The following is a 25918-nucleotide window of genomic DNA, read 5'->3' on the forward strand; positions in this document are numbered from 1 at the left end:
AAATCTTTTCGCCCTGTAGCGGGACACAAGCTTCTGGAGTCTCTGACAAGAGAAGCTGGAGCACTTCGCAGCGCACTCCAGCCCCTCCCGTAGCCGAGCCCTGCGCGATTCAGCAGCTTATGATCAGCTCGCGGGCTGGTGTGACCTTCCCGCTGGCTCGGTAGTTGAGCTCGACCTCCTCCATCTCGAAGCCGGCGAACATCTCGCGCACCTCGGGCCGGTCATTCAGCGACAGAATGAAGCGCCCCTGAAGCCCGCCTAAGAGGTCCCTCAGACGCTGGAAATCTGCCTCTGAGAAGATGTCCTTCCCATAGTCGTCCGTGTGCCCCCAGTAGGGCGGATCGCAGTAGAACAGCGTTCCCGGCCGGCTGTCATACCGCTCGATGCAGGTGCCGAAGTCGAGGCACTCGATCAGCACGTCCTCGAGCCGCTCATGGACCGCCTCGAGCATCGGCTCCAGCTTGCTGAGGCTCCAGCGCGGCCGGGAATAGTCGATCCCGAACGTCCGCCCCATTCCGCCGAAGCCGGTCTTCTGCAGGTAGAGGAAGCGGGCAGCCCGCTCGAGGTCTGTCAGCTGGTCGGCCGGGGTGGCGCGCAGCCGCTCGAAATCGGCCCGCGAGTAAAGCTGGAACTTCAGCACATCGAGCAGCTGCTGGTAGTGGCGCTGCAGGATCCGGAAGAGCGTCACGACATCGCGATTCACGTCGTTGATCACTTCGAGCTTCGGCCGGGCCGGGCGGCGGAAGAACACCCCGCCCATGCCGACGAATGGCTCGACATAGCGGGTATGCGGGGTCGCAGCGATGCGCTCCCCGATCCGCCGGGAGAGGGCGCGCTTGCCGCCCAGCCAGGGCGCGATCGGCTGGACCGGGCGCACGGCAATCAATTCTTCGTTCATGGGTTACACCTATAGCAGGCTCCGCCGCTTGCGGCCGGGGGAGCCAGACGGGCCGGTCATGACGGCCCCAGGTGCGAGCTTCAGCCTCGCGGCTCGGGGCGTTGCAGCGCCCCGGCCACCCCCGTTTCAGGCGGCGGCCAACTCGTTCTTCAGCGTGTCAGCACGAAGCAGCACGCCACTATGCGCCCCTCGCCCGTTCGAAGCCGGCGACGGTCCCCTCGCCGAGCATGTAGACGATCCCGATGTCGCTGGCGCTGGTGCTCGATTCGGTCGCGATGAGGCCGCAGCCGAAGGTGCGGGCGGAGCCGGTCGGGATGGTGGCCGTGACGGTCTGGTCGTAGACCGGCATCGTGTTGGTGCCCGCGAAGACGCGGAAGCGCACCTCGGTGCCGGCGGCGTTCACCTCGATGTCGAAGGTGTAGGCCACGTCGAGCGAGAGCGTCAGCGTCGTCGGGTGCGGCGTGCGCGCCGAGTTGTTCGCGGTCTTCGCGCTCATGGTCGAGCCGACGATCTCGAAATAGGCGCCGTCGGTCGCGTCGGTGTGATCGGTGGTGTCGAAGTAGCCGAGGCGGACGGTGCGCCCGGTGAAATCGGTCCGCCAGAGGAACTGCGCGCGGAACTTGTGGCTGATCGTGCCGAACTGGTCGGCGACGAGGCTGGTGGTCGAATAGCGCCAGCCCCCGTTCGCCGAGGTGCTCGAGCGGATGAAGGCGCCGTAGCGGTTGAAGCCCTGGAGACTGCCCGAAGGTATCCCGGAGTTGCTGGTGCCCGAGGCGACGGCGGTGCCCTGCCAGCCAAAGCCGGTGGTCTGCTGGTTGAGCGGCCGCCACTCGACCCAGTAATCCCACAGGCCGAGCGGGGACAGGCTGGCGCCCGGCTCGCCTTGCGGGCCCTGGGGGCCGGTCGGACCGGCAGGGCCCTGCGGTCCGGTTGCCCCGGTTGCCCCGGCCGGGCCGGTGTCGCCCGGATCGCCCTTGTCGCCCTTGGGACCGGCGGGCCCCTGCGCCCCGGTCGCCCCGGCGGGGCCGGTGTCGCCGGTGTCGCCCTTGGGACCGGCAGGACCGGTCTCCCCGGCGGGGCCGGCAGGACCTTGCGGGCCTTCGGGGCCGGTGTCGCCCGGGTCGCCCTTGTCGCCTTTCGGACCGGCAGGCCCGGCGGGACCCTGCGCGCCGGTCGCCCCGGCCGGGCCCGTGTCACCCGGATCGCCCTTGTCTCCCTTCGGTCCGGCGGGGCCCTGCGGTCCGGTCGCCCCGGCAGGACCGGCCGGGCTGGCCGGCACGACGAAACCCGCGAGCGGCGTCATCGGTTCACGCACTAACGCCGCTAGCACGCCGGCAGGGGTGATCCAGCGGATCTTGGCACGCCGCGCGGGCACCAGCCAGCGGATCAGGAAGGGGCTCACGGCACTGCTGCCCGGGTCAGGTCGATCAGGAGCGTCTCCTCGCTCAGCTCCTCGGCGCCGCCGGTGAAGATCACCTGGGCGTCGATCCCGTATGTGCCGGGTGCGAGCTCGCCGGATTGCGCCGCCGGCAGGGTGAAGTTCCAGCCAGGGCCGATCTCGCCGGTGGCCGATCGCGGGGCGGCAACCATCTCGATCGGTGTTGCACCCGGGAAGGGCACGAACCGCGCGAGGTTGTCGCTGCGCACCATCCACGCGCGCACGGACTGGATCGAGGCGACGGCGGCAGGATCGACAATGATGCCGACGCTGATGTCCTCGCCGACCCTGAAGACTGCGCGGCTCATGCCACCAGTTCCTTCCTCAACTCGTCCTCGTCGAGGCCGGTGTCGATGAAGAACTCGTCGGCCTGCTCCACCGTAAGGCGCTCGGCGAAGATCTCGGCGATGTCCTGCTCTGCCTGCACCGCCTTGATCACAGCCTGTCGGTCCAGCTCGACCTTGGTGCGCAGGAAGTCGCGGGCGCGAACCCAGCGCAGACCGCCCAGCCACGCGACCACGTCCCCAAGTTTGACCCCGCGCTTCAGCTTCACCGCCGGCGGCGTGAGGCGGATGCCGATCTTGGCGCCGGCGATCTCGGCCGAGCGCCTGCCCTTGGCCAGCTCGTCCTTTCCGCCGGCTTCCCACCAGGCCTTCAGCCCGGCGAACAGCGGCTGGGCCTGCACCTCGAGCTCGCGCAGCCGTTGGTCGCGCTGGGCCTTGACGCGGTCGATCGCCGCCTCGGCCGCGAGCCGCTCGAGCGCCTTCTCGCGCTCGATCGCGACGAACTCGCCGATCATCAGGGTTGCCTCGGCCGTGCTGGTGGGCGCGGGGACGGCTTTATCCTTGCGACGGGACATCAGGGGGTCTCCTTCAAGTCGATTAGGCGAGATTGATAGGTCTTGGCACGGCGAGCAGCGCGCCAAGGCAGGCGGTCACAGGCAAGCCAACCGGTTGCTTTTCAGCCGAAACGCCAGTAGCCTCGGCGGGGTGGGTCGCTTCCGCACCATCCTGCGCTGGCTGCGCCGCCTGTTCGCGCATCGTTGCCCTCATGGGCAGGACGGCTGCACTCCGGCTTATCCTTGCGACCGGTGCTTCGACGACAGACAGTGGTGAGGTCGCCGGCGACACTACACTGATCATGCGTAGCACCCCGCATCAACCATGCCGCTTGTCGGGCGCGGGTTGCCGGCGATGTCAAAGCCGAGAAGATACTCGCTAAAGAGGTTCTTCGCGGGTGAGCCGGATTGCAGGCGATAGTTGCCGCCAGTGGTGCCCGCGACAGGGCCCGCCGTCACTGCGCGGTTATCGACATACAGCGCAGCGCCGCCATTGATGACGCTGTTAACCCCCGCATAGGCTTGGCCGAACGACAGCCCACCGCCCGCGCTGTCCAGACCTTCTGCGAAGACCCCCGCGCAGCCGACGCCATGATGAAACGGGAAGTTGCCGATCCGCGCCCCGTTGGTCATGAACACGTCGCCCTTGGTGTTGAGCTGCGGGCCGAGGTTGCCCTTGAAACTCACCAAGATGTGCGTGCGTGCGGTTGACCCCGTTTCATCGTAAACGACATTCCAGCGCCCGAAGCCCGCCACGCCGGGGGTCGTGTTGTGATGGCAGACGAAGTGCGTGAGATTGCCCGGGTCGCTGTCACCGGCTACGCGGATGTTGGGATCGCCGCCGGTGTTAACCCTGACGGCAAGGTTCTGGACGACCGCAACCCCGCCATAATTGAGGCCATTTGCCGAGCAAATGACACCAATCGTCGCCAAGGTTCCTCCGGGCGGGTTCGTCAGCGTGTTGCTGTAAATGAGCGCGCCACGCTCAGCGAAGGCGAACTCGATCCGGCCGGCTGCAATGTCGCAGCCAACGATGCAATAACCGTTGAGCCTCTGGTCGTTGAAGCTGCCGGTGACACCGCGCATGATCCGCACGTCGATGACGGACGAGTAGGACAGGCCGCCAACGAAGTTCGACATGGCCACCCCGAACCACGCATAGCCGCGGCGCAGATCGCGCGGGTTGAGACCGTTGCGGAAGTGGATGACGTCGGCCGGGTCGATCGGGATGCGGCCATAGCCGGTGCCGGGCGTGTACCAGTAGTGCGACAGGAACTCGGTGCCGTCGAGGCCCGCCTTCGGCTCCATCATGAACTGCGGGACATACCACAGCTCGCGCACGGTGCCGGAAAGGTCGCGGACCTTGAGCAGGTAGGCATCGCCCCATAGGCAGAAATCGGCGATCACCCCGTTCCACAGCGCGATGTCACCATAATGCGGGTTGGGGTGGCGGATCAGCTCGAGCAGCGGATGCTCCTCCACCGGCTGGACCTTGCCGCCCTGGAGCCGCTCGCGCATGGCGAGGGTCGCCTCCGGCAGCGCGCGCTGGAGCCACATCACCGGGGCCATGACGACGGAGGCGTCGAGCATGTCGCCGACCTCGCGCGCATAGTCGAACCGGGTCCGCTTCAGCAGCCCGCCGAAGAACAGCGACTGCGCGGCATGGCGCATCTGGGTCAGCGAGGTGGTGACGCGGGCGAGCGCCTTGGTCAGGAAGTTGCCGCCCGAGCTGCTGGTGGTGGTTGCGGGGAGGTTCATGCCAGGACGTCCTTCAGCAGCGCGATCTGGTTGGCGGAAAGAGTGATCTCTCTGGTGGCAGCCGCACCGCCCTTTATCCCCGGCACGACCTGCCGGATGATCATCGCGCCGGCCTCGAGCTTGACCATCGTCATCTGAGAAAAGGCGTTGTGCCCGAGGTTATGGGTGCCGATCTTCATGCCGGGATCCAGTTCGCATCGAGGTCGAGCACGTCGCTCTTGGGGGTGATCCCGGCGAGCGGCCGCCAGGGCGCGGTCTTGCCGTCGCTGCCGGCGTGGATCGCCAGCGCCAGCGCCCAGAAGCGGTCGGCGTGCCCGTCGGGCGTGCGCTCGGCGGTGAAGCGGATGTTGCCGGCGCCGGTCACCTGCTTGGTCACGCTGCGCAGATCCGCGCGGATCTTCGGATCGTAGGGGATCCGCAGGCGCCGGTCTTCCATCGTGCCGCGCACCGGGTAGGCGAGCGCCTCCTTCGACTGGGCGGTGAAGTTGACGCCCTCGACCCGGTACTTGCCGAACTTCGCCTGGGCATCGTCGACCCAGCCAATGCCGAGGCCGGTGTTGTCGATCGCCACCCGGCCGCCGCTGGCGAGCACCTGCGCGATGTAGGGCCAGAGCACCTTTTCCTGCTCCGGCTTGGGCATGGCCTGCAGGGTGATGACCGCGCGGGTGTAGAAGACGTCGCCCAGCTTCTCGAGCAGCCAGAGGACGGTGAGGTCCTTCTTGCGGCCGATATCGACGCCGAGGAACAGCGTCCCGTCCTCGATCGTCTCCCAGGCGGCGTCCTGCGGATATTCGCAGCGGGCGATCAGATCGTACTCGAGGAACGCCGCGTCATCATCGGCCGGGCGGCACATGTATTCCTGCTGGAAGCTCTCCTCGTCGGCCGCGCCGCTGCGGACGAAATCGAAATAGGCAGCCTCGTCCATCGCCTGGCGCTGATCGTCCGCCGGCAGCGCCTGCTGGAGCTTGTAGAGGAAGCCCTGGTCGAGCGCGTCCTGCAGGGTGACGGTGTGCAGGCTGATGCCCTTGGGGTTGCCCTGCTCGCGGATCTCGCGGACCAGCTGGTTGAAGAAGTTCTGGCTGCCGCGATGGGTGCTGATCAGCTCCATCGATCCGCCCCAGGTGATCCCCGGATAGGCGATGGTCCACAGCTTCCTCGGATCGGGATGGAGCGCGAACTCGTCGAGGATACGCGGGCCGCGCTTACCGGCTTGGGCGTTCGGGTTGGAGGACATGGAATTGATCCGGCGCCCGCTGGCGAAGCGCAGGACGTAGGCGGTCTGGCGATCGCCCGGGTCGAGCACCTGCTCGCCGAGGTCCTCGGCCGCGATCGCAAGGTTGCCCGCCCAGAACTTGCAGTCCTCGAGGAAGAGCTGCGCCTGGATATCGTCGCGCGAGCTGACCCACTGGTCGAGCCGCGCGGTCACCAGCGCGGTGCGCGAGACGGCGGCATAGGCGGTCGCCCAGCTGAGACCAATCTGGCGGCTCTTCTCGATCAGCTTCAGCCGGGAATCGTCCTCGATCCACTTCGCCTGGTAAGGCAGGAAGATCGCATCGGGCGCGGCCGGGATGCACTTGGCATTGCCCATCAGCCGTGCCCCATCAGCGCGCGGTTGATCGCGGCCAGCGCCTCGGGCGAGACGCCCTTCTTCTTGCCGATCTCGCCCGCTTCCTTGGCCGCCTCGGCAAGGCGGGCCTGCACTTCCTTCTCGAGCCGCTCGCGATACTCGGCGCTGGTCTTCTGGGCCGATACTGCCGACTGCAGCGCGCGGCTGATCTGCATCAGGCCCGCGGTCGAGACCTCGCCCTCCTCGAGGATCTCGAAGGCGGCGACCTTCACCAGCTCGGCCACCGCGACGGTGACCTCGTCGGGGGCCTTGGCCTCCATCGTGCGGGCGAGCTCGCTGCCCATCTTCTGGATCTCGTCGAGGCGGCGGAACTGGATCGCCTTTCTCACCGCATAGCGGCCGAAGGCGCTCTTGCTGATCGGGCCGAGGCCGACATCGGCAAGCTTCTCGTTGAACTCGGCGAAGATCACCGCGGCCGGGAGCTTGCGCTCGCGCAGCTGGTCGTTCGCCCAGACGATCGCGGCCTCGGCCTCGTCGGGCAGCAGGTCGATCGACGACAGGTGCCCGCGGCCCTCGCGCTTGGGCTTGCGGGCCATCTCAGCGCACCTCGGCGGGGCGCAGCACGCCTTCCAGCACGACGCGCTCTTCCAGGTGATCGCGGCCGGCAGGCGCCAGCGTGGCGAACAGGACGTCCTCGGCCTCGTTCACGGTGACCGCGCCCAGCGCCTCGAGCTTGCGCATCTGGGTGCGGATCCAGTCGCGGTCGCGGCGGTAGCCGTAATAGTCCATCGTCCGCTTGAGCAGCAGGTCGGACAGGCTCCCATCGGTCTGCTGGCTCAGCACCTGCAGGATGCGCAGCCGCGCCTCGCGGGCGATGGCTTCGGCGAGATCGGCTTTCAGGCTCACTTCTCCATCCCCTTCGGCACGACGACGGACATGATCAGCGAGAGGTTCTTGTCGATGTGGTCGACCTTGGCGGCGGTCCCGGCCGAGATCGCGGCATGTTCCGACTGCCTGTCGGCCAGAGCCCGCTGCCGCGATTCGTGATCGGCCTGCTTGTTCGCCAGCCTGTCGATCGCCTTCTCGAGCCGCTTGATGTCGGCCGCGCTGGCGGTGTCGCCCTCGATCTTCTCGACCCGCTCGACCAGGTTGCCGACCCGGGTGGTGACTTCCTGCACCTCGCCCTTCAGCTCGCTGATCTTCTTGTCCAGCCCGCCGGTGCCGACCGGGTTGCGCGCGCCGCCGCGCCAGGCCGCGATCGTGATGCCGATGACGATGAAGGCGATGATCGCCAGCTCGAGGATGTTGCCGGAGCTCATTGGCCGTCTGGTCCTTTGATGGTGGAGGTGGCCGAGGCGAAGGCGCGGCGCAGGAATTCCTTCACCTGCTCGCCGAACAGCTCGAGCAGGGAGAAGCCGGAAAAGCCGAGGCCGATGGCGACGACGAAGGCGAACAGCCAACCGGGGCGGCTCTCGATGATCCACAGCTGGACGGTGACCAGCAGGATGAAGCTCACCAGCAGCCTGCCGCCGCGGGATGATCTCGCGCGGGCGGGAAAAATTCATGATGGCCTCGCGCGCCGCTGCGACGTTGCCGGCCATCCAGTTGCGCACCCAGATCGCGCTGTCGATCTCACCGGTGTTCCAGTGGAAGCTGACGGCAGCGGTGAGCTGGGCCTCGGTCAGCGTGCGCCCCCTGAAGGCTGCCAGCACTTCGGGCAGGTACTTGGTGCGCAGCAGCCACTCGAAGACCTCGACCGCGCGCTCGATGGTCGAGGGCTTTCCGATGTACCGCTCCACCCGGTGGCCGCTGGCGTTGGTGACGCCGAAACCCCAGGTCAGCACGCCCGCGCTGCAACGGTAAGCCTCGAGCACGAGGCCCTCGTGCTCGGCGATCTCGAGCAGCATGCGTTCGGAGAGAAGAGCGGTGGTCATAGCCGCCGCTGGATGGGGGAAATCGGGGGGCGCTGCGCCCCGGAACACGTTCCTGCTCTTGGCCGGGCCTCAGCCCCGGAACAGGTCGCCCTGCCGCGAATCGCGCAGGGCCTGAAGGCGCGCCTTGCGCTTGCGGACGCCGCGGCCGGTGTATCCGCAGGCGAGCGCAATGTCACGTTCGGACCTTCCGGCGAGGATCATCGCGTCGATCTTGGCTTGCTGGCTGGCGATGAAGCCGGTGTCGCCGAGCGGGATATCGACCCGCGCCCCGCCGATGCCGGCGGTGAAGTGATCGGCGATCTTGCGCGCGGCTTCCTGGCCGACGAGGCGGCTTAGCCAGTGATCCGGGCCGGGCGCGGGCGGGATATAGACGCGGGTGCCGCCGACCGCTCCCGCCACCCGGCGCGCCGCTTCCTCGCCCGCGATCCGGGCGATATCGGCCAGCACCTGGGGGAGAGGCTCGGCGGGGTTGGTCATCAGTGCTCGGTCGCCTCGGCCGGGGCGCCGGTGATGGTTGCCTGCGCCAGCGGCAGCGGGTGGCCGCAGTGGCTGCATTCGGCGGTGACGCGGCCGACGTGCCAGCCCTTGTTGCCGCACTGGGGGCAGCGGTTGACCTCGCCCCCGTGGTAGCAGAGCGGCGCCGGACGCGCGAAGGTGGTGCGGGCGTTCATGCGAGGATCGCCCACACAAGCCAAGCGACCAGAGAGACGATGACCGCAGCGGCGAGGTAAAGCACAGCAATAATCCCGCTACCGAAATCATAGTCGCCGCGTTGCTCGGGGCTTTCGCGCAAGGCGATGTAAATCGCTGCGATTGTGATGAAGGTGGGTATGCCCCACCATCCGATTGTTATGCTCATTTCCCACCTCCCGCTGCGCGCAGCTTCTTGCCCAGGGCGTGGGCGATCGCGTCGTAGCCTTCGGCGGTGACCGGCCCGCCCACGCCGGTCTCGATCCCGCACAGGCGGAAGGCGGCGATATCGAGCGTCCAGTCGGCCGGGATCGCGCCGGCCGTCTTGAGCTTGGCGACGATCGCCTCGCACAGCCGTTCCTTGAGGCGCAGGACGGTCCAGTTGTTGCCGTTGGCATCGGTCTGCGCCCAGCCATGCCGTTCGGCCATCGCCTTCAGCGCCTCGATCAGCTTGTAGCCCTGCCGCTGGTCCGCCCAGACGAGCCGTTCGCATTTGAGCTGGCGGCGGGCGAAGCTCTCCAGCGCCTTCTCGTTCGGGCTTTCGACCGCGCCGAGGTGATAGAGGCTGATCCACAGCGCCCGCGCCTTGCGCGCCACGGGGTGCTGTGCCGGGCGGTTCGCTGCGGCCGGACCGGCTTTCGGCAGCGGCTTGAAGCCCTGTGCCTCGAACCGCTTGAGCACCCGCTCCAGCTCGGCCTCGGTGCAGTTGCCCGCGCTGGTCTGGCCGGTCTCCTCGAGCAGGATCTGGCGATAGTCGTCCTCGTCGAGGCGGAGGTCCTTCTTGGCGACATGGACCTTGGCCAGCATCGCGCGGCGGCGGCGATCGACCGGGAAGCGCGCGGGCGCGGCGGTGGTGGTGAGAGCAAGACCCATCAGGCGTCTCCTGTGATGGCGGCGATCGCGACGGCGAAGACCGCGAAAGCGACGAGACCCAGCCCCATCGCGATGGAATCGGCGCGCGAGGCGCCGGGGCCGTTCACCGCGTCATTCTGCGCGGCGATGAAGCGGCAGAGGTCGAGGAAGCGGGTCACGGCTTCAGTCCCATCGCCACCACCACGAGGTGGGCTTGCTGGGCCTTCTTCTCCAACCGGTCGGCAGCGACGCGCAGGAAATGCGCCGCGTTGAACGCCTGCCCCCTTTCGAGGCTGGCGAACGCAAGATCGACCAGCTCGGTGAGCGGCACATCGGCAACGTGCCGCGCTGCGGGAGCCGGCGCGATCATGCGCGGATCCACCGGGTGGCGCGCTCGCTCTGGGCGTCGCGCAGGTCGGCGATCGAGAGGCCGCGGTCCTCGGCCACGGCCAGCATCGTCGCCGCCTCGATCAGCTGCTTGCATTCGCGCAGGCCCCCGCTGTCAGGGGTCAGGGCGATGTTCTCGAGATAGCGGCGGATACGCGCCACGCCCCGGCGTAGGGCTGCTTGCTGCTGATCCACGCCTGGCGGAGCACCTCGGCAGCTTCGGGGTCGGCGGTTTCGAGCGTGGCCGCGACATCGCGCGGGTCGGGCAGGCCGACCACCATCGCCTTCATCGCATCGCGCCGCGCCAGCTCGAGCTCGCGGTTGGTGACCTTGCCCGGCCCTTCGGTCATGATCCGGCGCAGCTCGGCCTCGCTGCGCTGGGCAGCGTCGAGCTCGTTCCATTCGTTGTGCGGGGGCTCGTAGGCCATCAGCCTTGCCCTCCGACGCGGACGAAGCGCAGCGGCGCGCCGTCGGGCGCGCGCGGGATGGCGATCGGGCGCAGGACGTTAATGCCGCGCCATTGCGCATTGGAGCGCGCGACGGCTTGCCGCTTCTCGAGGCCGTCGACCAGCTGGAAGGCGGCATTCAGGCTGCGGCAGCCGATGCCCTCGGCGATCTCCTTCATCAGCGGCGGGACACCGTTGATCTCCTCGTATCCGACGATGAAGCGCAGCGCGTCCTGCTGGCGGAGCGTGAGGCTGATCATGCTGACAGCCCCCCGATGCGAACGAAGTGCAGCGGCTCCCCGAATGGCGAACGCGGCACGGGCAGGGGCGCAAGCGCCTGAAGCTTGCTGGTGTTGGTCGGAAACGAGCGGCGCAGCTTGCGCATCTCCAGAAGTTCGCCGACCACGCCCTGAGTGGTCTGGAGATCGCCACCGAACTGGCCGTCTGCGACTTCGAAAGTCGAAGGCCCGCGTCCATGCTTCATCTCGAAGCCGGTGATGAACCGCAGCGCATCCTGCTGGCGCGGTGTAAGCAAATATCTTCGACCTCGTCCCTGAGAGCTGCCTCAGCGGTCTCTTCGAAGTGCCTGACGCGGTCCCAGCGCGCCTTCACCGCGAGCTGCTGCTGCGACAGGTTGCCATGCTCGCGCGCGATCCGGTCCTGCGCGGCGGTCACCAGCGCGGCGGTGAACTTGGCCCGCTCAATGGGCCCCAGCGGGCGCCGGTGCAGGTTCTCCGAGGCCTCCAGATCGGCGAGGTCCTCGGGCTTGCCGTTCACCTCGATCGCGAAGACCGTGATGCCCTCCATCAGGGCGCCCGTCAGGCGGTGCATCCCGGTCACCAGTCGCCACGGCTTCTTGCCCTCGGCGACGACGTCCTCGATCGTCTTGCTCGGCAGGTTGCGCGCCACCTTGATCGGGTCGCGCTGGCCGTCGACCGCCATCAGGCGACCAAGCGCCGCAGCCTTGTCCTCGTGGAGGAAGCCGATCCGCTCGGGGATCAGCACGTCGGCAGGCGCAAGCTCCAGCAGCTGCGCGCTGGTGAGCAGCGGGCGAGCGTTCATTCCGCACCCCCACATAGACGATGCGCCGCACCTGCTGCTCCGGTAGCTTCCTCGCCACCAGCACAGGAGAACAGCCCATGTCGAATGCCGACCTCAACTCGATCGAGCAGCTGCGCGAGCAGCTTTACGCCCTGCAGCAGCTCGTCCTCGCGCAGTGCGTTGCGCTCGGCGCTGCCGACCGCCCCACCGTCGATGCCGCGCTGCTGATCGCCGCAGGGCAGGCCGACTCCCTGCTCGCGCAGGGGCGCGTTCTGGCCGGCCAGCGGCTGGCGATGCTGACCGAGGAGGTGCGCAAGTGCCTCGATTGAGGCCTGCGCCTGCCGGGTCGCGGTCTTCAGGCGGATCGCCCGAAGGGTCAGCCGCACCACGTTGGAATCGGCGAAGCCGGTGTCGATCATGCCGCCACCGCCTTCCCGCGGCCGGAAAGCCGCTTGGCGTCCTCGGCCTCAATCTTGTCGAGCTCGCGATACAGCGCCTCGACCGAATGCAGGTTGGCCCCGACCGGGTCCGGGTTCCGGGGCGTCTTCCTCCACTTGAAGAAGGTATCCGGGGAGATGCCCGCCCTGCGGCAGAGCTCGGCGATGGAAACCCGCGAGGCTTTCGCCCGCCGCTCGATTTCCCTGACGATCGATTGCTGTTCCATGCCTCGGGCGGTAGCGTAATTTCTTACGCCCCTCAACGTATTTTTTTCCGCTCCGATTTACGCACCGGAATTGGTAGCGCCCTGCAATGTCTGGCATAGAAGAAGACATGCAGCTGGTCCGCGCGCTCGTGGACTTTGCTGGCGTTTCCTCTGCCCAGGTTGCGGCCAAGGCCAAGGTCAGCCCGCGCACGATCCAGCGGATGACCAACGGATCCGCTGAGGCGCGGCTCAGCGCCTCGACCCTCGAGCGACTTCGCGCCGCCTATCCCACATTCCCCGGCTGGCCTGGCGTTCGCCCAGGAGAAGAGCGGCAGGCTTTCACCTATCCCGACTACATCATCGAAAAGCCGTCCGACGAGGACACCGTCGAGCTGGACCAGATCGATCTTCGCTATGGCATGGGCGCGAGCTTCACCGACAGCCCCGTCGCGGTCGAGCGCCGGCCGTTCTCGCGCGGGTGGTTGCGGTCGATCACTGCTACCGCCCCCCGCCATCTGTTCTGGGCGATCGGCGACGGCGACAGCATGGAGCCGACCATCCGCAGCGGCGAGGTCATCCTGATCGACCGATCGCAGGACACGCCCCGCATGGATGACGGGATCTGGGCGGTCACTCACGGCGAAGTCGGCATGATCAAGCGCCTGCGCCAGCTTCCTGGCGGTGCGGTCGAGCTCCACAGCGACAACCACCTGGTTCGCCCGCAGACAGCTGTCGACGGCGAGCTGCATGTGATAGGCCGCGTCATCGCAGTGGTAAGGAGGCTATGATGTTCATTCTTCAGGCAATTGCCCTCGCGCTCGCAGCGCAGGCCGCCGAACCGGCCCCGATCAACTCGGGCACCGCAGAAGAAGGCGGCAAGATCATCCTCTATCGCCGCGGATCGGTGGTTGGCGCCGCGCTGGGATGCCCGATCCGGTACAAGGGCAACGAGCTGGTGGAGCTCGGCCGCAGCAAGGCGTTCGAGTGGCAGGTCAAGCCCGGCCGCTACATCCTCGAGAACAAGACCAGCAGCGTCGAGGTGACCGTCGAGCCTGGCGAAACCCGCTATGTTCGCTGCCAGATCAAGAGCGGCTTCATGACCGGCCGGGCCGATCTGCAGATCGTTGACGGCACAGAGTATGAAGAGCTGAAGGATCAGTTCGAGGCCCCGGGCACCTGAACATGCGCCCCGGTTTGATCGTGCTCGCGTCCGCAGGCGTGGTTGCGCTTGGCACCGGAGGCTATTTCGCCAACGAGTGGCGGGTCTGCCGCGGCATGGAACAGGATTTCCTCAGATCCGTCGAAAGCTACACCTCGCATGTCTATGCTGGCGCGCTCGCTCGCACCGTCGGGGTCGAAGTCGATCGGGAGGAGCAGGAAAGCCTGCGGGACCTCAGCTTGAAAGTGCAGCAGATGCAGCTCACAGCCATCTACGAGCGGTGCGGCGACGAGGCTGGCAGGGCGGCGGCGGACCTTGCATCGGATGAGGTTCGGGACAGCATGAAGGACGTGCTTTCGATCCCATGACGGGGCCGAAAAACCCGCCCACTTCGCCGCGGCCACTCTGAGCGCGCAGTCCAGCTCGATCGGCTTCCTCACCCGCAGAAATCCGCCGTTCCGGTTGCCTGGAGCGGGATCAGCCGCCGATCTCCGCGCGCTGTCCCGGTTGTGTCCCACTTCGCGGCCCTCTCGGCCCCCTGCGAGAACCGCCCTAGAAGCCTCTCAGAGGCCCATGAATGGCGGATTTCCGCGCCTCAGAAGGGCATCCCATCAGATCGCGGCACTCCAGCCGCTTGCGTCATTTGATCGTCTAAATGGGCCATCACTCTAGACACAGGACGCGATCGCCAATTTTTTCGCGCTCCTCATCAATGCCGCAGAAACCCGCCAGTTTTGGTCCGCCCAAACCCGGGCAATCCCACAAAATCCCGCTCGACGACACTCCAGAACGTCCTGTCATCTAACACGCCCCCGCGGCGCGATCAATGGAGCCAGTCCCGAGGAACCGAGAAGAACCGGCGCTGGAGAACCGTGGCGCTCGGCCTTCGGCCTCTGACGACGAATTGACAGGCCTGCCAGTAGAACTGGTCGTCGCCGCGCCTCTCCACCATCAGCTCAATCCGTCGATCGCGGCCCAGCATCGCCAGCCGAGGGCGCGGGCGCGGCGGGGGTTCATCCCGCCCAGCGCGATCACAGGCAGCCCTGCCGCCTGCGCCAGCAGTCGGAAACGCACGGCACCCAGCACCCCGCCGCCCGGGTGCGATCGGGTCGGGAAGACCGGCGAGAGCAGCGCCGCATCCGCCCCCAGCCGCGCCGCCAGCCCGAGCTCGGCCATGCTGTGCGCGGTGGCGAGGTGAACCAGGCCACGGCGGCGCGGCCACAGCGCCCGGGGCGCGCCATAGATCCCGTCCGCCCCCCACTCGCGCGCGGTGAGGGCCGAATCCGCGAGCACGATCCGGTGCCCGCGCGCCCGCGCCGCCCGCCGCAGCGCGCGGAATCGCGCCAGGCGCTCCGGCCCGTCCAGATGATAGTGCCGGTAGATCAACCCCGAGCCGCGCGGCAGCGCGGCGAGGGCCCGCTCGAGAACCGCATCGTTTCTCGCGTCGGAGATCAGCCACAGGGCGGGGAGGGTCTTTGCGCGGGGCACGCACCCGCTATAGAGCGCCTCGATGGAAAACGCAGCAGCCACCCGCCTCGCCGAAGTCCGCGCCAACATCGCGCGGATGTGCAAGCCCGCCCGCCGCGAGGCGTCCTCGGTCACGCTCATCGCGGTGAGCAAGACCCATCAGGCCGAGACGATCCAGCCGCTGATCGACGCCGGCCAGCGCGTGTTCGGCGAGAACCGGGTGCAGGAGGCAGAGGGGAAATGGCCCGCATTGAAGGCGGCGCATCCCGGTATCGAGCTGCACCTCATCGGCCAGCTGCAATCGAACAAGGCGGAAGAAGCCGTGGCGCTGTTCGATTATATCCACTCGCTCGACCGTCCAAGACTGCTGACCGCGCTCGCAAAGGCGATGGACAAGGCCGGGCGGCAGGTGCCGTGCTTCGTGCAGGTCAATATCGGCGACGAGCCGCAGAAGGGCGGCTGCCCGATCGCCGAGCTGCCCGACTTTCTCGCGCAGGTGCGGGTGGCCGGCATCCCGCTTGCCGGGCTGATGTGCATTCCCCCCGCCGACACCGAGGCGGCGCCCTTCTTCGCGCTGCTGGCCAAGCTGGCCGCCGACAATGGCGTGACCGGCCTCAGCATGGGCATGAGCGGGGATTACGAGACCGCGGTGATGCTCGGCGCGACCCACGTGCGGGTCGGCACGGCGCTGTTCGGCGCGCGCGGCTGACGCCCTCTCCGCCACGAAAAAGGGCGCCCCGTTGCCGGAGCGCCCTCTTTATCGTTTCCTAAGGTAACCCTCAGAACTCGAACATCGCCTCGATGCCGACGTTCCGGCCGCGCATCAGCGGCGAGAAGGTGCCGGCCTGCGGACGCGCACCGAAGGGGATGCGCTGGCCGCTCGAGTTCGGGCCGCCGAAGGGCACCTGGGTGTCGCCGCCTTCCTGGACCTGGTCGAGCAGGTTGCGCCCGTAGAGCGACAGCGACAGGCCATCGATCGGGGTGTTCCAGGTGATGTTGGCTTCCAGGTTGCTGAGGTCGTTCAGCCAGCCGAGGTTGTCGTCGGTGTAGGCCGCCTTGTCGCGATACTGGTAGTTCACGCGGGTCAGGATGCTGCTGCTGCCCAGATCCCAGTCGTGGATCAGGCCCGCGCCCACCGTGATCGGGGGGACGCGCGGCAGGCTCAGGTCGAGGTCGGCATCGTTGATGACGCCGTCGCCCGAGATGTCGAACAGCACCCGGTCATAACCGGCATCGATGATCCCGATGTTGGCGGTGAAGGCGAGCGAATCCGACACGCGCATGCGCGCCTCGGCCTCGAAGCCGGTGATGGTGGCATCGGCGGTGTTGAGGATGTTCTGCACCACGCCCGCGCCCGGATCGGCGAGGTTCACCTCGCGCTGCATGTTGCCGACCTTGGTGACATAGCCCGCGACGTTGATCGTGAAGCTGCCGTCCGCGGTCTGGAACTTGCCGCCCAGTTCGTAATTGTCGACCTGCTCTTCGTCGAAGCCGAGCGAGCCGGTCGCGAGGAAGGCGCGGTTGAACACCGGGACGTTGGTGATGCGGAAGTTGTAGCCGCCCGAACGGAAGCCGCGGCTCCAGTGCCCGTAGACCTGGCCGGCATCGAATTCGTACTGCAGGCCGAGCTTGGGCGAGACGTTGCGGAACCGCACGCGGTCGGTGAAGCCGTTGGTCTCGGTCGCCGGGTTGAACGGCCGGGTGCCGGTCGGGCAGAGCGGCGCGGTGATGAAGGAACAGGGCGCGCGCGGCGTGATGTAGGTCACTCCGGCGTCCTTGGTTTCCTGGTTCCAGCGGATACCGGCGATCAGCGACAGGTTGTCGACGAATTCCCACTGGGCGTTCGCGAACAGGCCGATCACCTCGTGGTTCTGGCGGCCGCCGCCGAAGAAGCGGGGGGGCTGCAGCGCAGGCGGAAGGTCGCGGCGCAGGGTGCGCACTTCGGTGTAGGCGAGATCCTGTTCGAACCAGAAGCCGCCCAGCGTCAGATCGAGGCTGTCGAACGACATCGCGTAGCGCAGTTCGTTCGAGTACTGCTCCTGCGCGGTTTCGGTGTTCGAGTGGAACAGGAAGCGCGGGGTCGCGTCGATGTCGCCGTTGGTGGTGGCGTCATACTTGCGCCAGCCGAACACGTTGGTGAGCGTGCCGGGGCCGATGTCGACGGTCGCGGTGAGCGAGCCGGTCCAGATCTCGTTGGCATAGGCGCCCGGCTCGTCGATCGAGAAATCGAACGAGTTGCGGTCGAAGAAGGCGCGGTTCTGGCCCGAGGGGCCGTCGCCATCGCTCTCGAAGTAGTCGAGCTTGCCCAGCAGGGTCAGGCCGCCGAGGCGCGCTTCGAGCGCGCCGCGCAGAATCTTGGTTTCCGCCGCGCCGTGGTTCGAATTGTCGAACAGGTTGCGGAAGTAGCCTTCGTCCTTGTTGTAGTAGGCGCCGACCTTGAACAGCAGCACGTCCTCGACGATCGGGCCGCTGAGCACGCCGCTGACCGTGTAGTTGGCGCCGCCGCGGCCGCCATCGACCGGGCCGTCGACTGCCGCGCGGAACTTGCCGCGGAAGTCCTCGGTCGGGTTGCCGGTGTTGATCACCACCGCACCGCCGGTCACGTTGCGGCCGAACAGCACGCCCTGCGGACCGCGCAGGATCTCGACGCTGTCGAGGTCGAACAGGTCGAACACGACGCCGCCGTTGATGCCGAGATACACGCCGTCGACGAACACGCCGACGGTCGGGTCGATCGAGGGGATCGAGGAGTTGATGCCGAGGCCGCGGACGGTGAAGTTCGCTGTGCCGCGGCTGGTGCCGACCTGGTCGAGGCTGACGGTCGGAGCCTGGAACGAGAGGCCGGAAATGTCACGGATCTTGAAGGCCTCAAGCGTGCCGGCGTTGAACGCGGTCACGGCCAGCGGCACGTCCTGCACGTTCTCGGCGTCCTTGGTCTTGGTGCCGGTGACGAGGATCTCGTTGATCGCGTCGAGCGAGTTGGTGCGCTCTTGGGCAACGGGTTCCTCGGCATCCTGCGCCGCGGCGGCGAAGGGGGCCAGCGTCGCGGTGCCGAGCATGAGTGCCAGCTTGCCGAGCCGGAGGGGGCTCCGCATGGGGGTAGCGGTGGTCATGTTATAACTCTCCCTGAGTTGAGACGCGCCGCATATCAAAGAGTCACGCAATTGCAACCTATCTCGGCCCTCCTTCGACAGAGTGCCGACCCGCCCCGACTACGGTGCCCGCTCAGGCCTGTTCGAGCTGCTCCTGGCGCTGGTCACTCGCCGCCTCCAGCAGCGCCGCCTCGATTTCGGCGAGACGTTCGGGGGCCTTGACCTTCGCAGCGGTGAGATCGGTCACGTAGAAGGTGTCCGCCGCCGCCTCGCCATAGGCGGTGATGTGCGCCGAATGGACGATGAGGTTGGCCTTGTAGAGCGCGTGCGCCAGCCGGTTGAGCAGCGCCGGGCGGTCGCGCGCGGTGACCTCGATCACGGTGAAGTGGTTCGAGGCATCATTGTCGAAGCCGACGCGGGGCGCCACGTCGAAGGCCTTGGCGCGCGAATGCGCGAGCGGGCGCGCGGCGAGCTTCGGCACCAGTTCGACCTTGGCGAGCAGGGCGTCGCGGATGCCTTTCTCGATGCGCGCCATCTGGCCTGCCTCGCGGAAAGGCTGGGCGTTGTGGTCCTGCACCAGGAAGTTGTCGACCGCATAGCCCGACCGCGCGGTGTGGATGCGCGCGTCGATGATGTTCGCGCCGGCGAGGTGGATGCCGCCCGCCATGCGGTAGAACAGGCCCGGATGGTCGGCGGCAATCACGCTGACGCGGGTCGCGCCGCGCGTCTCGTCGACCTCGCAGTGGATCGAGAGGTGATCCTCGCTCGCCACCGCCGCGTCGTATTGCACGAGGTTGCTGGCGATGATGTCCTCGGGCTCGGCGATCCAGTAGGCATCGCCGAGCAGCGCGCCGACGGAATCGACGAGGTGGTCCTGGTCCCCCAGCAGCCGCGCCGCCGCGTCCTTCTTGGCCGCGACCCGCTGCTTGCGCCCGGTGCCCTTGTGGCCGAGGCGCAGGCGCTCCTGCGCGGCATCGTAGAGCTCGCCGAGGAGCTGGCCCTTCCAGCTGTTCCACGTCCCCGGCCCGACCGCGCGGATATCGACCGCGGTGAGGATCGCGAGGTTCCTCAGCCGCTCGAGGCTCTGCACCTCGGCAACGAAATCCTCGATCGTCTTGGGATCGGTGAGGTCGCGCTTCTGCGCGGTGCGGCTCATCAGCAGGTGGTGGAGCACCAGCCAGGCGACGAGATCGGTCTCCTTCTCGTCCAGCCCGAAGCGCGGCCCCAGCCGGTGCGCGACCTCGGCGCCGAGCACCGAATGATCGCCCCCGCGCCCCTTGGCGATATCGTGCAGCAGCACCGCGACATAGAGTGCGCGGCGCGATCCGAGCTTGGGAAATTCGCGGGTCGCGCGCGGGTGATCGGCGACCAGCAGCCCGCGCTCGATCTGCGAAAGAAGGCCGATGGCGCGGATGGTGTGCTCGTCGACGGTGTAGTGGTGATACATGTCGAACTGCATCTGCGCATTGACCCGGCCGAAATCGGGCACGAAGCGGCCGAACACCCCAGCCTCGTTCATCCAGCGGAGCGCCGTTTCGGGGTCCTTGCGCCCCGCCAGCAGGTCGAGGAACAGCGCGTTGGCGCGCTTGTCTCGGCGCAGCTTGCCGTCGATCAGTTTCGCATCGCGTCCCGCCTGGCGCATGGTTTCGGGGTGGATTTCCAGCCCCTCGGCCTCGGCCAGCTGGAACACCTCGATCAGCCGCACCGGATCCTGCCGGAACCACTCGTCGCCGGGCGCACGCAGCCGCCCGCCCTCGACCGTGTAGCCCTTGAACTGGCGGGGGCGCTGGGTCCAGCCGGCGAAGAAGCCGGTGCGCGGACGTTTGCGCGCGAACTCCTCGTCGAGGTGGGCGAGGAACACGCCCGTCAGGCTGCCGACCCGCTTCACCTGCAGGAAGTAGTACTGCATGAACCGCTCGACCGCGCTCTTGCCCGGGCGGTCGGCGAACAGCATCCGCTCTGCCACCTGCCGCTGGAGGTCGAAGGTCAGGCGATCCTCGGCGCGCTCGGTGATGAGGTGCATGTGGCAGCGCGCCGCCAGCAGGAAGCCCTCGGCACGGCGGAAGCTGCGATACTCGCTCTGCGTCAGCACGCCGACGTCGACCAGCTCGGCGGCGCTGTCGACCCGGTGAACATACTTGCCGATCCAGTAAAGCGTCTGGAGATCGCGCAGGCCGCCCTTGCCCTCCTTGACGTTGGGCTCGACGACATAGCGGCTGTCGCCCATGCGCTTGTGGCGGGCATCGCGCTCGGCAAGCTTGAGGGTCAGGAACTGGCGCTCGGAGCCCTTGGCGACCTCGTTCCAGAAGCGCGCGCGCAGCTCGTCGTAGAGCGCCTGTTCACCCCACACGAGGCGGCTTTCGAGCAGGGCGGTGCGGATCGTCAGATCCTCCCGCGCCATGCGGATCGTGTCCGAGACGGTGCGGCTCGAATGGCCGACCTTCAGGCCGAGATCCCACAGCAGGTAGAGCATCGCCTCGATCACCTGCTCGCACCACGGGGCGCGGCGCATCGGGGTGATGAAGGCGATGTCGACATCGGAATGGGGCGCCATCTCGGCGCGCCCGTAGCCCCCCACCGCTAGGATCGCGAGCCGTTCGGCATGGGTGCGGTTGGGCACGGGGTAGAGATGCGCGGTGACGTGATCGTGGATCACCCGCAGCAGCTGGTCCATCAGGAAGCTGAAGCCGGCGGTGACATCGTGCCCCGCCGAGGGGGTCTCCTCGAGCCGCCGCGCCAGCTCCGCACGGCCCTCGTCCAGAGCCATGCGCAGCGCGGCGACGATCGCGCCGCGCGCGCGGTCCCCGCCTGCCTCGTGGAGCGAGGCGATTTCCTCGGCCAGCGCGCGCCGGTCGATGATCGCGCGCTGGCCGGGGACGCGGCGGGGACTCATGACGACGGGCTCACGTCACGCTCACGCCGCGACGGCCTGATCGAGATAGCGGGCCTTGACCGTGCGCTTGTCGATCTTCTGCGTGCCGAGGCGCGGCAGGGCTTCGTGGGTCAGCCAGATCTGGTGTTCGAGCGGCACCTTGAAGGGCGCGATCCGTTCGAGCAGGAAGGCGCGCAGCTGAGCCGGCGTGATCGCCGGGCGGCCCTCCTTCATCGCGTAGACCGCCGCCGGCACCTCGCCGAACCGTTCGTCGGGCAGGCCGAAGACCGAGCATTCGCCGATGTCGTCATGGGCGTAGATGGCGTCCTCGACCTCGATGCAGGAGATGTTCTCGCCGCCGCGGATGATGATGTCCTTCTTGCGGTCGACGATGAACAGGTACTCGTCCGCATCGAGATAGCCGAGGTCGCCGGTGCGAAAATAGCCGTCGGCGGTGAAGGCGGCCTTCGTCGCTTCCTCGTTCTTCCAGTAGCCGCGGAAGTTCGCGACCGAGCGGATGCAGACCTCGCCCACCTGGCCCTGCGGCAGCGGCTTGCCCGCATCGTCGAGGATCGCGAGCTCCACCATCGGCTTGGTCGGCTTGCCGGTCGAACCGGGCTTGGCGAGGTAGTTCTCGTTGAAGTTGCCGCAGCCGACCGCGTTGGTTTCGGTGAGGCCGTAGCCCAGCAGCGGGAAGCCGCCGGGGAAGGCCTCCTTGATGCGGGTGACGTGCTCGACCGGGCGCGGCGCGCCGCCCGCGGCGAAGCTCTTGCAGGCCGAGAGGTCGTATTTCTCGCGGTCGGGGTGGTTGGCGATCTCGTAGCTCATCAGCGGCACGCCGACGAAATAGGTGACCTTCTCCTCGGCCATCAGCCGGATCGCGAGACCGGCGTCCCACTTGGGCATCAGCACCAGCTTGCGCACGATCGCGAAGCTCTGGAGGAACAGCGGCACCTCGCCCGTCACGTGGAACAGCGGCACGGCGACGAGCGCGCAGGGCTGTTCGGTCATCGGGCCTTCCTGGGCCTCGATGTGGACCTTGGCCATCGCGCTGACGCTGACATAGCTCATGATCCCGTGGACGACGCCGCGGTGATCGGACCATGCGGCCTTGGACTTGCCGGTCGAACCCGAGGTGTAGAGGATGGTCGCCATGTCGTCCGGCCCGAGCTGGCCGAGCATCGCCATCGCCGCGCTGGTGCCCTGCGGCACGGCCCAGACATTCGCGAGGCCTTCGGACGGCGCGTTGCCGTGCGAGAACAGCACCACCTTCGCGCCGTGGTCATGCCCCTCGAGCCGCGCGGCGCGGCCCTCGTCGGCGAGCACCAGCTTCGCCTCGGCCAGATCGATCGCATAGGCGAGCTCGTCCCCGCTCGAGAAGCCGTTGAGCAGGGTCGCGCAGCCGCCCGCCATCAGGATGCCCATGTAGGCGATCATCCAGTTGGCGGAGTTGCGCGCCGCGATCCCGACGCGGTCGCCCTTGGCGATGCCGTGGGTGGTGGCGAGCCCTTCGGCCACGCAGGTCGCGGCGGCGTAGACCTCGCCGAAAGTGAGTCGCACGTCGCCGTCGACAAGGAAGGGCATATCCTTGTTCTGACTGCAGAAATGCGCGAAATAATGGGCCAGCGTCGGGGGGGCGGCGGCGAAGGCCGGCATGGTCACCCCGTCGCGGGTGAAGGGCACGGTGGCGAAGGGCTGGCCCTCGGCCGTCAGGGCGGCGATGATCGCGTCGAGCGCATTGTCCAGCTGCGTGGGCATGCGGTGTTTCCTCTCTCTCGTTGTTGCGGCGCCCGGGACCGGTTGCGACCCGTCCCGAATGCCTGTCCCATTCCGTTCTGGCGATCCCGTGCCCCTTCCCCTGCCCCGGATGCTGTGCCAGAAGCGCCAGCGCGACCGGGGCCGTTTCGGGACCACCGTTACGGCATATCATTGCAATAAGAGGTTCGCCCCGTGCTGTCACTACTTGCCGCAAGCGGCGCCGCTGCCGATCCGATCTACTGGACCGATCTGGGTCTGAAGCCCGGCATCGAGCTGGGGTTCTTCACCCTGCGGTTCTACTCGCTCGCCTATCTCTTCGGGGTGATCTTCGCCTATTGGCACACCTCGAAGATGCTCAAGCAGCCCGGCGCGCCGATGGCGCAACGCCATGCCGACGACCTGTTCTTCTACTGCACGCTGGGCGTGATCCTCGGCGGACGACTGGGCTATGCCCTGTTCTACACCGGGGGCGACACCGGCATCCCTTCGGCCTTCACCGATTTCTCGGGCGATGGCCTGATCTCGTGGAAGCTGCTGCGGCTGTGGGACGGGGGGATGAGCTTCCACGGCGGCCTGATCGGCGTGACCGTGGCGATGGCGTGGGTGTCGTGGCAGGGCCGGCTCAACTTCATACGGGTGGTCGACTATGTCAGCGTCGGGGTGCCGATGGGGATGCTGCTCGGGCGGCTGGCGAACTTCATCAACGGCGAGCTCTACGGCCGCGGGCCGACCGACGTCCCCTGGGCGATGATCTTCCCGAGCGATCCCGCCGAACTGCCGCGCCATCCCAGCCAGCTCTACCAGGCCGGGCTCGAAGGGCTTGCGATGCTGGTCATCATGTTGGTTCTGTTCTGGTTCACCCGCGCCCGCTATCGCCCGGGGCTACTGGCGGGCGTGTTCACGCTCGGCATGGGAATTGCCCGCTTCGTCAACGAATTTTTCCGCGAGCCGGATCAACAACTGGCTGACTTTGCCGCCCGGACAGGGCTATCGATGGGCCAATGGCTGACCATACCGCTTATCCTGACTGGATTGATTGTCGTGATCTACGCGCTGCGGAAGAAGCCGCTGGGCGCGGGGACGGCGGCACCGGCCTGAAGGCCGGAGCGGACGGGTCGGCGCGCGTCTGGAAGAGCGCTCTCCGGCTGATCGACCCCGAGCCCGATGCCGCTGCGCCGGCGGTCAACCCGCGCGATGCGGCCCGCGCCGCCGCCAAGGCGCGCGCCGAGGCCGCTGCGCGCGAGAAGGCCGAGAGCCTCGCCCGCGCCAAGGCCGAGGCCGAGGAACGCTCGCGCGCCCTGAGGGAAGCCCGCGCCCGGGAGAAGGCCGAGGCCGAAGCCCGCGCCCGGGCCGAGCGCGAGGCGCGCGAAAAGGCCGCCGCCGAGGCCCGCGCAAGGAAGCAGGCAGAGGCCGAGGCGCGCGCGCGTGCCGAAGCCGAAGCGCGCGCGAGGGCTGCTGCCGAGGCTCAGGCGCGCAAGGAAGCCAAGGCGCGCGCCGTAGCCGAGGAAAAGGCCCGCCGCGAGGCCGAAGAACGCGCGCGTCGCGAGGCCGAGGCCGCCGAAGCCGCCGAGCGCGCCCGCGCCGAGGAAGAGGCGCGCCGCATCGCCGAAGCCCGCGCGAAAGCCGAGGCCGAAGCCAAGGCCCGCGCCGCAGAGGAAGCCCGGCTGAAGAAGGAAGCCGAAGCCCGCGCAAGGGCCGAAGCCAAGGCGAAGGCCAAGGCGGAAGCCGAAGCGCGCGCGAAGGCCGCGGCCGAGGAAAAGGCGCGTCGCGCCGCCGAGGAGAAGGCCCGCCGCGAAGCCGAAGCGAAAGCGAAGGCCGAGGCCGAGGAGAAGGCCCGCAAGGAAGCCGAGGAAGCGGCCCGCCTTGCCGCCGAGGAACAGGCCCGCCGCGAGGCCGAGGAGGCCGCCGCCGCCGAAGCCGCCCGGATCGCCGCCGAGGCCGAGGCCGCCGCTGCCGCCGAGCGCGCCGCCGCCGAGGCGGCCGCGGCCGAACAGGCGCGGCTCGAGGCGGAAATGCTCGCCCGCGCGCAGGTCGACGTTCCCGCCACCATGAAGCGCCTGATCCGCGAGACCGGCCCCGTCAGCCTCGCGCAGTTCATGGGCGAGAGCAACGCGCGCTACTACGCCAGCCGCGATCCGCTCGGCGAACAGGGCGATTTCATCACCGCGCCCGAGATCAGCCAGATGTTCGGCGAGCTGATCGGGCTGTGGCTGGCCGACCTGTGGGTGCGCATGGGCAGCCGCAAGCGCATCCACTATGTCGAGCTCGGCCCCGGGCGCGGCACGCTGGCGAAGGACGCGATCGGGGCGGCGGCGCGCTACGAATTCGCGCCCGAGATCCACTTCGTCGAGACCTCGGCGAGCCTCCGGAAAATCCAGCGCGAGGCCTTCCCCGATTGCCACCACCACCACGATATCTCGACCCTGCCCGAAGACGCCCCGCTGCTGATCGTCGCCAACGAGTTCTTCGACGCGCTGCCGATCCACCAGCTCGTGCGCTCCGCCGATGGCTGGTTCGACCGCATGGTGGGGCTCGAGGGCGAGAACTTCACCTTCGTCGCCGGCAAGGAGCGGATGGACCACATCGTCCCGCCCAGCTGGACCAGCGCCGCGCAGGGCGCGATGATCGAGACCAGCCCCGCCGCCGTCGCGCTGATGGCCGAGATCGCCCGGCGCCTGAAGGAGCAGGGCGGCGCGGCGCTGGTGATCGATTACGGCCACCTCGAGCTGCGCTCGGGTTCGACCTTGCAGGCCCTCAAGGCGCACCAGAAGGTCGATGTCTTCGCCCACCCGGGCGAGGCCGACATCACCGCACATGTCGATTTCGAGCTGCTCAAGCAGGTCGCAGAGGATCACGGCGCCGACGTGATGGGCCTCACCTACCAGGGCGAATGGCTGCGCCAGATGGGCATCGACACGCGCATGGAGGCGCTCCAGCGGCGCAATCCCAAGGAAGGCCAGAAAATCCAGCGCCAGCGCGACCGGCTGGTCGAGGACAACCAGATGGGCACGCTTTTCAAGGTGCTCGGGATCTGCGGGCGGCGCTGGCCGTTCGGGGTGGGGTTCGCATGAGGATGAC

General features: G+C 68.0%; 34 protein-coding genes and 1 pseudogene. 7 read left to right on the forward strand and 28 right to left on the reverse strand.

Going from position 1 to position 25918, the window contains the following annotated elements:
- Positions 1 to 109 precede the first annotated feature (109 nt).
- The 23 genes and pseudogenes from ACMX37_RS15165 to ACMX37_RS15275 all read right to left on the reverse strand — a co-directional run bounded on the left by ACMX37_RS15165 (position 110) and on the right by ACMX37_RS15275 (position 11870).
- On the reverse strand, positions 110 to 898 hold the full coding sequence (locus tag ACMX37_RS15165; RefSeq protein ID WP_483146726.1) for a DNA adenine methylase: 789 nt from the start codon (positions 896 to 898) through the stop codon (positions 110 to 112).
- A gap of 178 nt (positions 899 to 1076) precedes the next feature.
- The gene (locus ACMX37_RS15170) at positions 1077 to 2300 is read right to left on the reverse strand and encodes a hypothetical protein (protein WP_483146727.1); all 1224 of its coding nucleotides are present in this window, start codon (positions 2298 to 2300) and stop codon (positions 1077 to 1079) included.
- Positions 2297 to 2644 carry a hypothetical protein gene (locus tag ACMX37_RS15175; RefSeq protein ID WP_483146728.1) on the reverse strand — a complete coding sequence of 116 codons (348 nt, stop codon included), beginning with the start codon at positions 2642 to 2644 and terminating at the stop codon, positions 2297 to 2299. The genes ACMX37_RS15170 and ACMX37_RS15175 overlap by 4 nt, the downstream gene beginning before the upstream one ends.
- Positions 2641 to 3195, reverse strand: a complete 555-nt coding sequence (locus tag ACMX37_RS15180) for a host-nuclease inhibitor Gam family protein (RefSeq protein WP_483146729.1) — start codon at positions 3193 to 3195, stop codon at positions 2641 to 2643. The genes ACMX37_RS15175 and ACMX37_RS15180 overlap by 4 nt, the downstream gene beginning before the upstream one ends.
- Before the next feature lie 279 nt (positions 3196 to 3474).
- Entirely contained in the window at positions 3475 to 4932 is a 1458-nt protein-coding gene (locus ACMX37_RS15185; protein ID WP_483146730.1) for a phage portal protein, read from the reverse strand.
- Positions 4929 to 5111: a hypothetical protein gene (locus ACMX37_RS15190; protein WP_483146731.1), complete on the reverse strand. Its 183-nt coding sequence runs from the start codon at positions 5109 to 5111 to the stop codon at positions 4929 to 4931. The genes ACMX37_RS15185 and ACMX37_RS15190 overlap by 4 nt, the downstream gene beginning before the upstream one ends.
- Complete coding sequence (locus ACMX37_RS15195) at positions 5108 to 6520, reverse strand: phage terminase large subunit family protein (RefSeq protein ID WP_483146732.1); 1413 nt, start codon at positions 6518 to 6520, stop codon at positions 5108 to 5110. Before ACMX37_RS15195 ends, ACMX37_RS15190 begins: the two co-directional genes overlap by 4 nt.
- Positions 6520 to 7095 carry a phage protein Gp27 family protein gene (locus tag ACMX37_RS15200; RefSeq protein ID WP_483146733.1) on the reverse strand — a complete coding sequence of 192 codons (576 nt, stop codon included), beginning with the start codon at positions 7093 to 7095 and terminating at the stop codon, positions 6520 to 6522. Before ACMX37_RS15200 ends, ACMX37_RS15195 begins: the two co-directional genes overlap by 1 nt.
- Position 7096: 1 nt before the next feature.
- Positions 7097 to 7405, reverse strand: coding sequence for a VpaChn25_0724 family phage protein (locus ACMX37_RS15205; RefSeq protein ID WP_483146734.1), 309 nt, complete (start codon positions 7403 to 7405; stop codon positions 7097 to 7099).
- Positions 7402 to 7818, reverse strand: coding sequence for a hypothetical protein (locus tag ACMX37_RS15210; protein WP_483148443.1), 417 nt, complete (start codon positions 7816 to 7818; stop codon positions 7402 to 7404). Before ACMX37_RS15210 ends, ACMX37_RS15205 begins: the two co-directional genes overlap by 4 nt.
- Positions 7815 to 8015 (reverse strand): hypothetical protein, encoded by a 201-nt coding sequence (locus ACMX37_RS15215; protein WP_483148444.1) that lies wholly within the window; start codon positions 8013 to 8015, stop codon positions 7815 to 7817. Before ACMX37_RS15215 ends, ACMX37_RS15210 begins: the two co-directional genes overlap by 4 nt.
- Positions 8016 to 8109: 94 nt before the next feature.
- Positions 8110 to 8433: pseudogene (locus ACMX37_RS15220) on the reverse strand (lysozyme); the annotation flags it as partial.
- Between the two features lie 69 nt (positions 8434 to 8502).
- Positions 8503 to 8910: a hypothetical protein gene (locus tag ACMX37_RS15225; RefSeq protein WP_483146735.1), complete on the reverse strand. Its 408-nt coding sequence runs from the start codon at positions 8908 to 8910 to the stop codon at positions 8503 to 8505.
- Positions 8910 to 9104, reverse strand: coding sequence for a hypothetical protein (locus ACMX37_RS15230; RefSeq protein WP_483146736.1), 195 nt, complete (start codon positions 9102 to 9104; stop codon positions 8910 to 8912). The genes ACMX37_RS15225 and ACMX37_RS15230 overlap by 1 nt, the downstream gene beginning before the upstream one ends.
- Positions 9101 to 9292, reverse strand: a complete 192-nt coding sequence (locus ACMX37_RS15235) for a hypothetical protein (RefSeq protein WP_483146737.1) — start codon at positions 9290 to 9292, stop codon at positions 9101 to 9103. The genes ACMX37_RS15230 and ACMX37_RS15235 overlap by 4 nt, the downstream gene beginning before the upstream one ends.
- Positions 9289 to 9996 (reverse strand): gp16 family protein, encoded by a 708-nt coding sequence (locus tag ACMX37_RS15240; RefSeq protein WP_483146738.1) that lies wholly within the window; start codon positions 9994 to 9996, stop codon positions 9289 to 9291. Before ACMX37_RS15240 ends, ACMX37_RS15235 begins: the two co-directional genes overlap by 4 nt.
- Complete coding sequence (locus ACMX37_RS15245) at positions 9996 to 10154, reverse strand: hypothetical protein (RefSeq protein WP_483146739.1); 159 nt, start codon at positions 10152 to 10154, stop codon at positions 9996 to 9998. The genes ACMX37_RS15240 and ACMX37_RS15245 overlap by 1 nt, the downstream gene beginning before the upstream one ends.
- On the reverse strand, positions 10151 to 10345 hold the full coding sequence (locus ACMX37_RS15250; protein WP_483146740.1) for a hypothetical protein: 195 nt from the start codon (positions 10343 to 10345) through the stop codon (positions 10151 to 10153). Before ACMX37_RS15250 ends, ACMX37_RS15245 begins: the two co-directional genes overlap by 4 nt.
- Positions 10342 to 10524 (reverse strand): hypothetical protein, encoded by a 183-nt coding sequence (locus ACMX37_RS15255; RefSeq protein ID WP_483146741.1) that lies wholly within the window; start codon positions 10522 to 10524, stop codon positions 10342 to 10344. The genes ACMX37_RS15250 and ACMX37_RS15255 overlap by 4 nt, the downstream gene beginning before the upstream one ends.
- Positions 10485 to 10790 carry a hypothetical protein gene (locus ACMX37_RS15260; protein ID WP_483146742.1) on the reverse strand — a complete coding sequence of 102 codons (306 nt, stop codon included), beginning with the start codon at positions 10788 to 10790 and terminating at the stop codon, positions 10485 to 10487. Before ACMX37_RS15260 ends, ACMX37_RS15255 begins: the two co-directional genes overlap by 40 nt.
- The gene (locus tag ACMX37_RS15265; RefSeq protein WP_483146743.1) at positions 10790 to 11068 is read right to left on the reverse strand and encodes a LexA family protein; all 279 of its coding nucleotides are present in this window, start codon (positions 11066 to 11068) and stop codon (positions 10790 to 10792) included. The genes ACMX37_RS15260 and ACMX37_RS15265 overlap by 1 nt, the downstream gene beginning before the upstream one ends.
- Positions 11065 to 11292, reverse strand: a complete 228-nt coding sequence (locus ACMX37_RS15270; protein ID WP_483146744.1) for a hypothetical protein — start codon at positions 11290 to 11292, stop codon at positions 11065 to 11067. The genes ACMX37_RS15265 and ACMX37_RS15270 overlap by 4 nt, the downstream gene beginning before the upstream one ends.
- A complete protein-coding gene (locus ACMX37_RS15275) occupies positions 11289 to 11870 on the reverse strand; it encodes a hypothetical protein (protein ID WP_483146745.1) in 582 nt (193 codons plus the stop codon). Before ACMX37_RS15275 ends, ACMX37_RS15270 begins: the two co-directional genes overlap by 4 nt.
- Before the next feature lie 77 nt (positions 11871 to 11947).
- Between ACMX37_RS15275 and ACMX37_RS15280 the strand changes: the two genes are divergently transcribed.
- Entirely contained in the window at positions 11948 to 12178 is a 231-nt protein-coding gene (locus ACMX37_RS15280) for a hypothetical protein (RefSeq protein ID WP_483146746.1), read from the forward strand.
- Between the two features lie 86 nt (positions 12179 to 12264).
- Here ACMX37_RS15280 and ACMX37_RS15285 read toward each other — a convergent pair whose 3' ends face one another.
- Complete coding sequence (locus ACMX37_RS15285) at positions 12265 to 12513, reverse strand: transposase (protein ID WP_483146747.1); 249 nt, start codon at positions 12511 to 12513, stop codon at positions 12265 to 12267.
- A 107-nt stretch (positions 12514 to 12620) separates the two neighbouring features.
- Here ACMX37_RS15285 and ACMX37_RS15290 point away from each other — a divergent pair, with 107 nt between their 5' ends.
- From ACMX37_RS15290 to ACMX37_RS15300, 3 genes are read left to right on the forward strand one after another with little or no spacing between them, the layout of a single operon-like run.
- Positions 12621 to 13280 carry a LexA family transcriptional regulator gene (locus ACMX37_RS15290; RefSeq protein WP_483146748.1) on the forward strand — a complete coding sequence of 220 codons (660 nt, stop codon included), beginning with the start codon at positions 12621 to 12623 and terminating at the stop codon, positions 13278 to 13280.
- Positions 13280 to 13672 (forward strand): hypothetical protein, encoded by a 393-nt coding sequence (locus ACMX37_RS15295; protein ID WP_483146749.1) that lies wholly within the window; start codon positions 13280 to 13282, stop codon positions 13670 to 13672. Before ACMX37_RS15290 ends, ACMX37_RS15295 begins: the two co-directional genes overlap by 1 nt.
- Before the next feature lie 2 nt (positions 13673 to 13674).
- On the forward strand, positions 13675 to 14019 hold the full coding sequence (locus ACMX37_RS15300) for a hypothetical protein (RefSeq protein ID WP_483146750.1): 345 nt from the start codon (positions 13675 to 13677) through the stop codon (positions 14017 to 14019).
- Positions 14020 to 14602: 583 nt separating this feature from the next.
- Here the strand turns inward: ACMX37_RS15300 and ACMX37_RS15305 are convergent.
- The gene (locus ACMX37_RS15305) at positions 14603 to 15139 is read right to left on the reverse strand and encodes a thiamine phosphate synthase (RefSeq protein ID WP_483146751.1); all 537 of its coding nucleotides are present in this window, start codon (positions 15137 to 15139) and stop codon (positions 14603 to 14605) included.
- Between the two features lie 22 nt (positions 15140 to 15161).
- Here ACMX37_RS15305 and ACMX37_RS15310 point away from each other — a divergent pair, with 22 nt between their 5' ends.
- Entirely contained in the window at positions 15162 to 15827 is a 666-nt protein-coding gene (locus ACMX37_RS15310) for a YggS family pyridoxal phosphate-dependent enzyme (RefSeq protein WP_483146752.1), read from the forward strand.
- A gap of 70 nt (positions 15828 to 15897) precedes the next feature.
- On the opposite strand, the gene ACMX37_RS15315 is transcribed toward ACMX37_RS15310, so the two are convergent.
- The 3 genes from ACMX37_RS15315 to ACMX37_RS15325 all read right to left on the reverse strand — a co-directional run bounded on the left by ACMX37_RS15315 (position 15898) and on the right by ACMX37_RS15325 (position 22840).
- The gene (locus tag ACMX37_RS15315; protein WP_483146753.1) at positions 15898 to 18231 is read right to left on the reverse strand and encodes a TonB-dependent receptor; all 2334 of its coding nucleotides are present in this window, start codon (positions 18229 to 18231) and stop codon (positions 15898 to 15900) included.
- 112 nt (positions 18232 to 18343) lie between these two features.
- Positions 18344 to 21103, reverse strand: coding sequence for a [protein-PII] uridylyltransferase (locus tag ACMX37_RS15320; protein ID WP_483146754.1), 2760 nt, complete (start codon positions 21101 to 21103; stop codon positions 18344 to 18346).
- Between the two features lie 21 nt (positions 21104 to 21124).
- Positions 21125 to 22840, reverse strand: a complete 1716-nt coding sequence (locus tag ACMX37_RS15325; protein ID WP_483146755.1) for a class I adenylate-forming enzyme family protein — start codon at positions 22838 to 22840, stop codon at positions 21125 to 21127.
- Between the two features lie 192 nt (positions 22841 to 23032).
- On the opposite strand from ACMX37_RS15325, the gene lgt reads away from it, so the two are divergent.
- Both lgt and ACMX37_RS15335 read left to right on the forward strand, forming a co-directional pair.
- Positions 23033 to 23938 (forward strand): prolipoprotein diacylglyceryl transferase, encoded by a 906-nt coding sequence (gene lgt, locus ACMX37_RS15330; RefSeq protein WP_483146756.1) that lies wholly within the window; start codon positions 23033 to 23035, stop codon positions 23936 to 23938.
- Complete coding sequence (locus ACMX37_RS15335) at positions 23842 to 25911, forward strand: class I SAM-dependent methyltransferase (protein ID WP_483146757.1); 2070 nt, start codon at positions 23842 to 23844, stop codon at positions 25909 to 25911. The genes lgt and ACMX37_RS15335 overlap by 97 nt, the downstream gene beginning before the upstream one ends.
- Positions 25912 to 25918: the final 7 nt, after the last annotated feature.

It is taken from the genome of Porphyrobacter sp. THAI-01a, assembly GCF_056868655.1.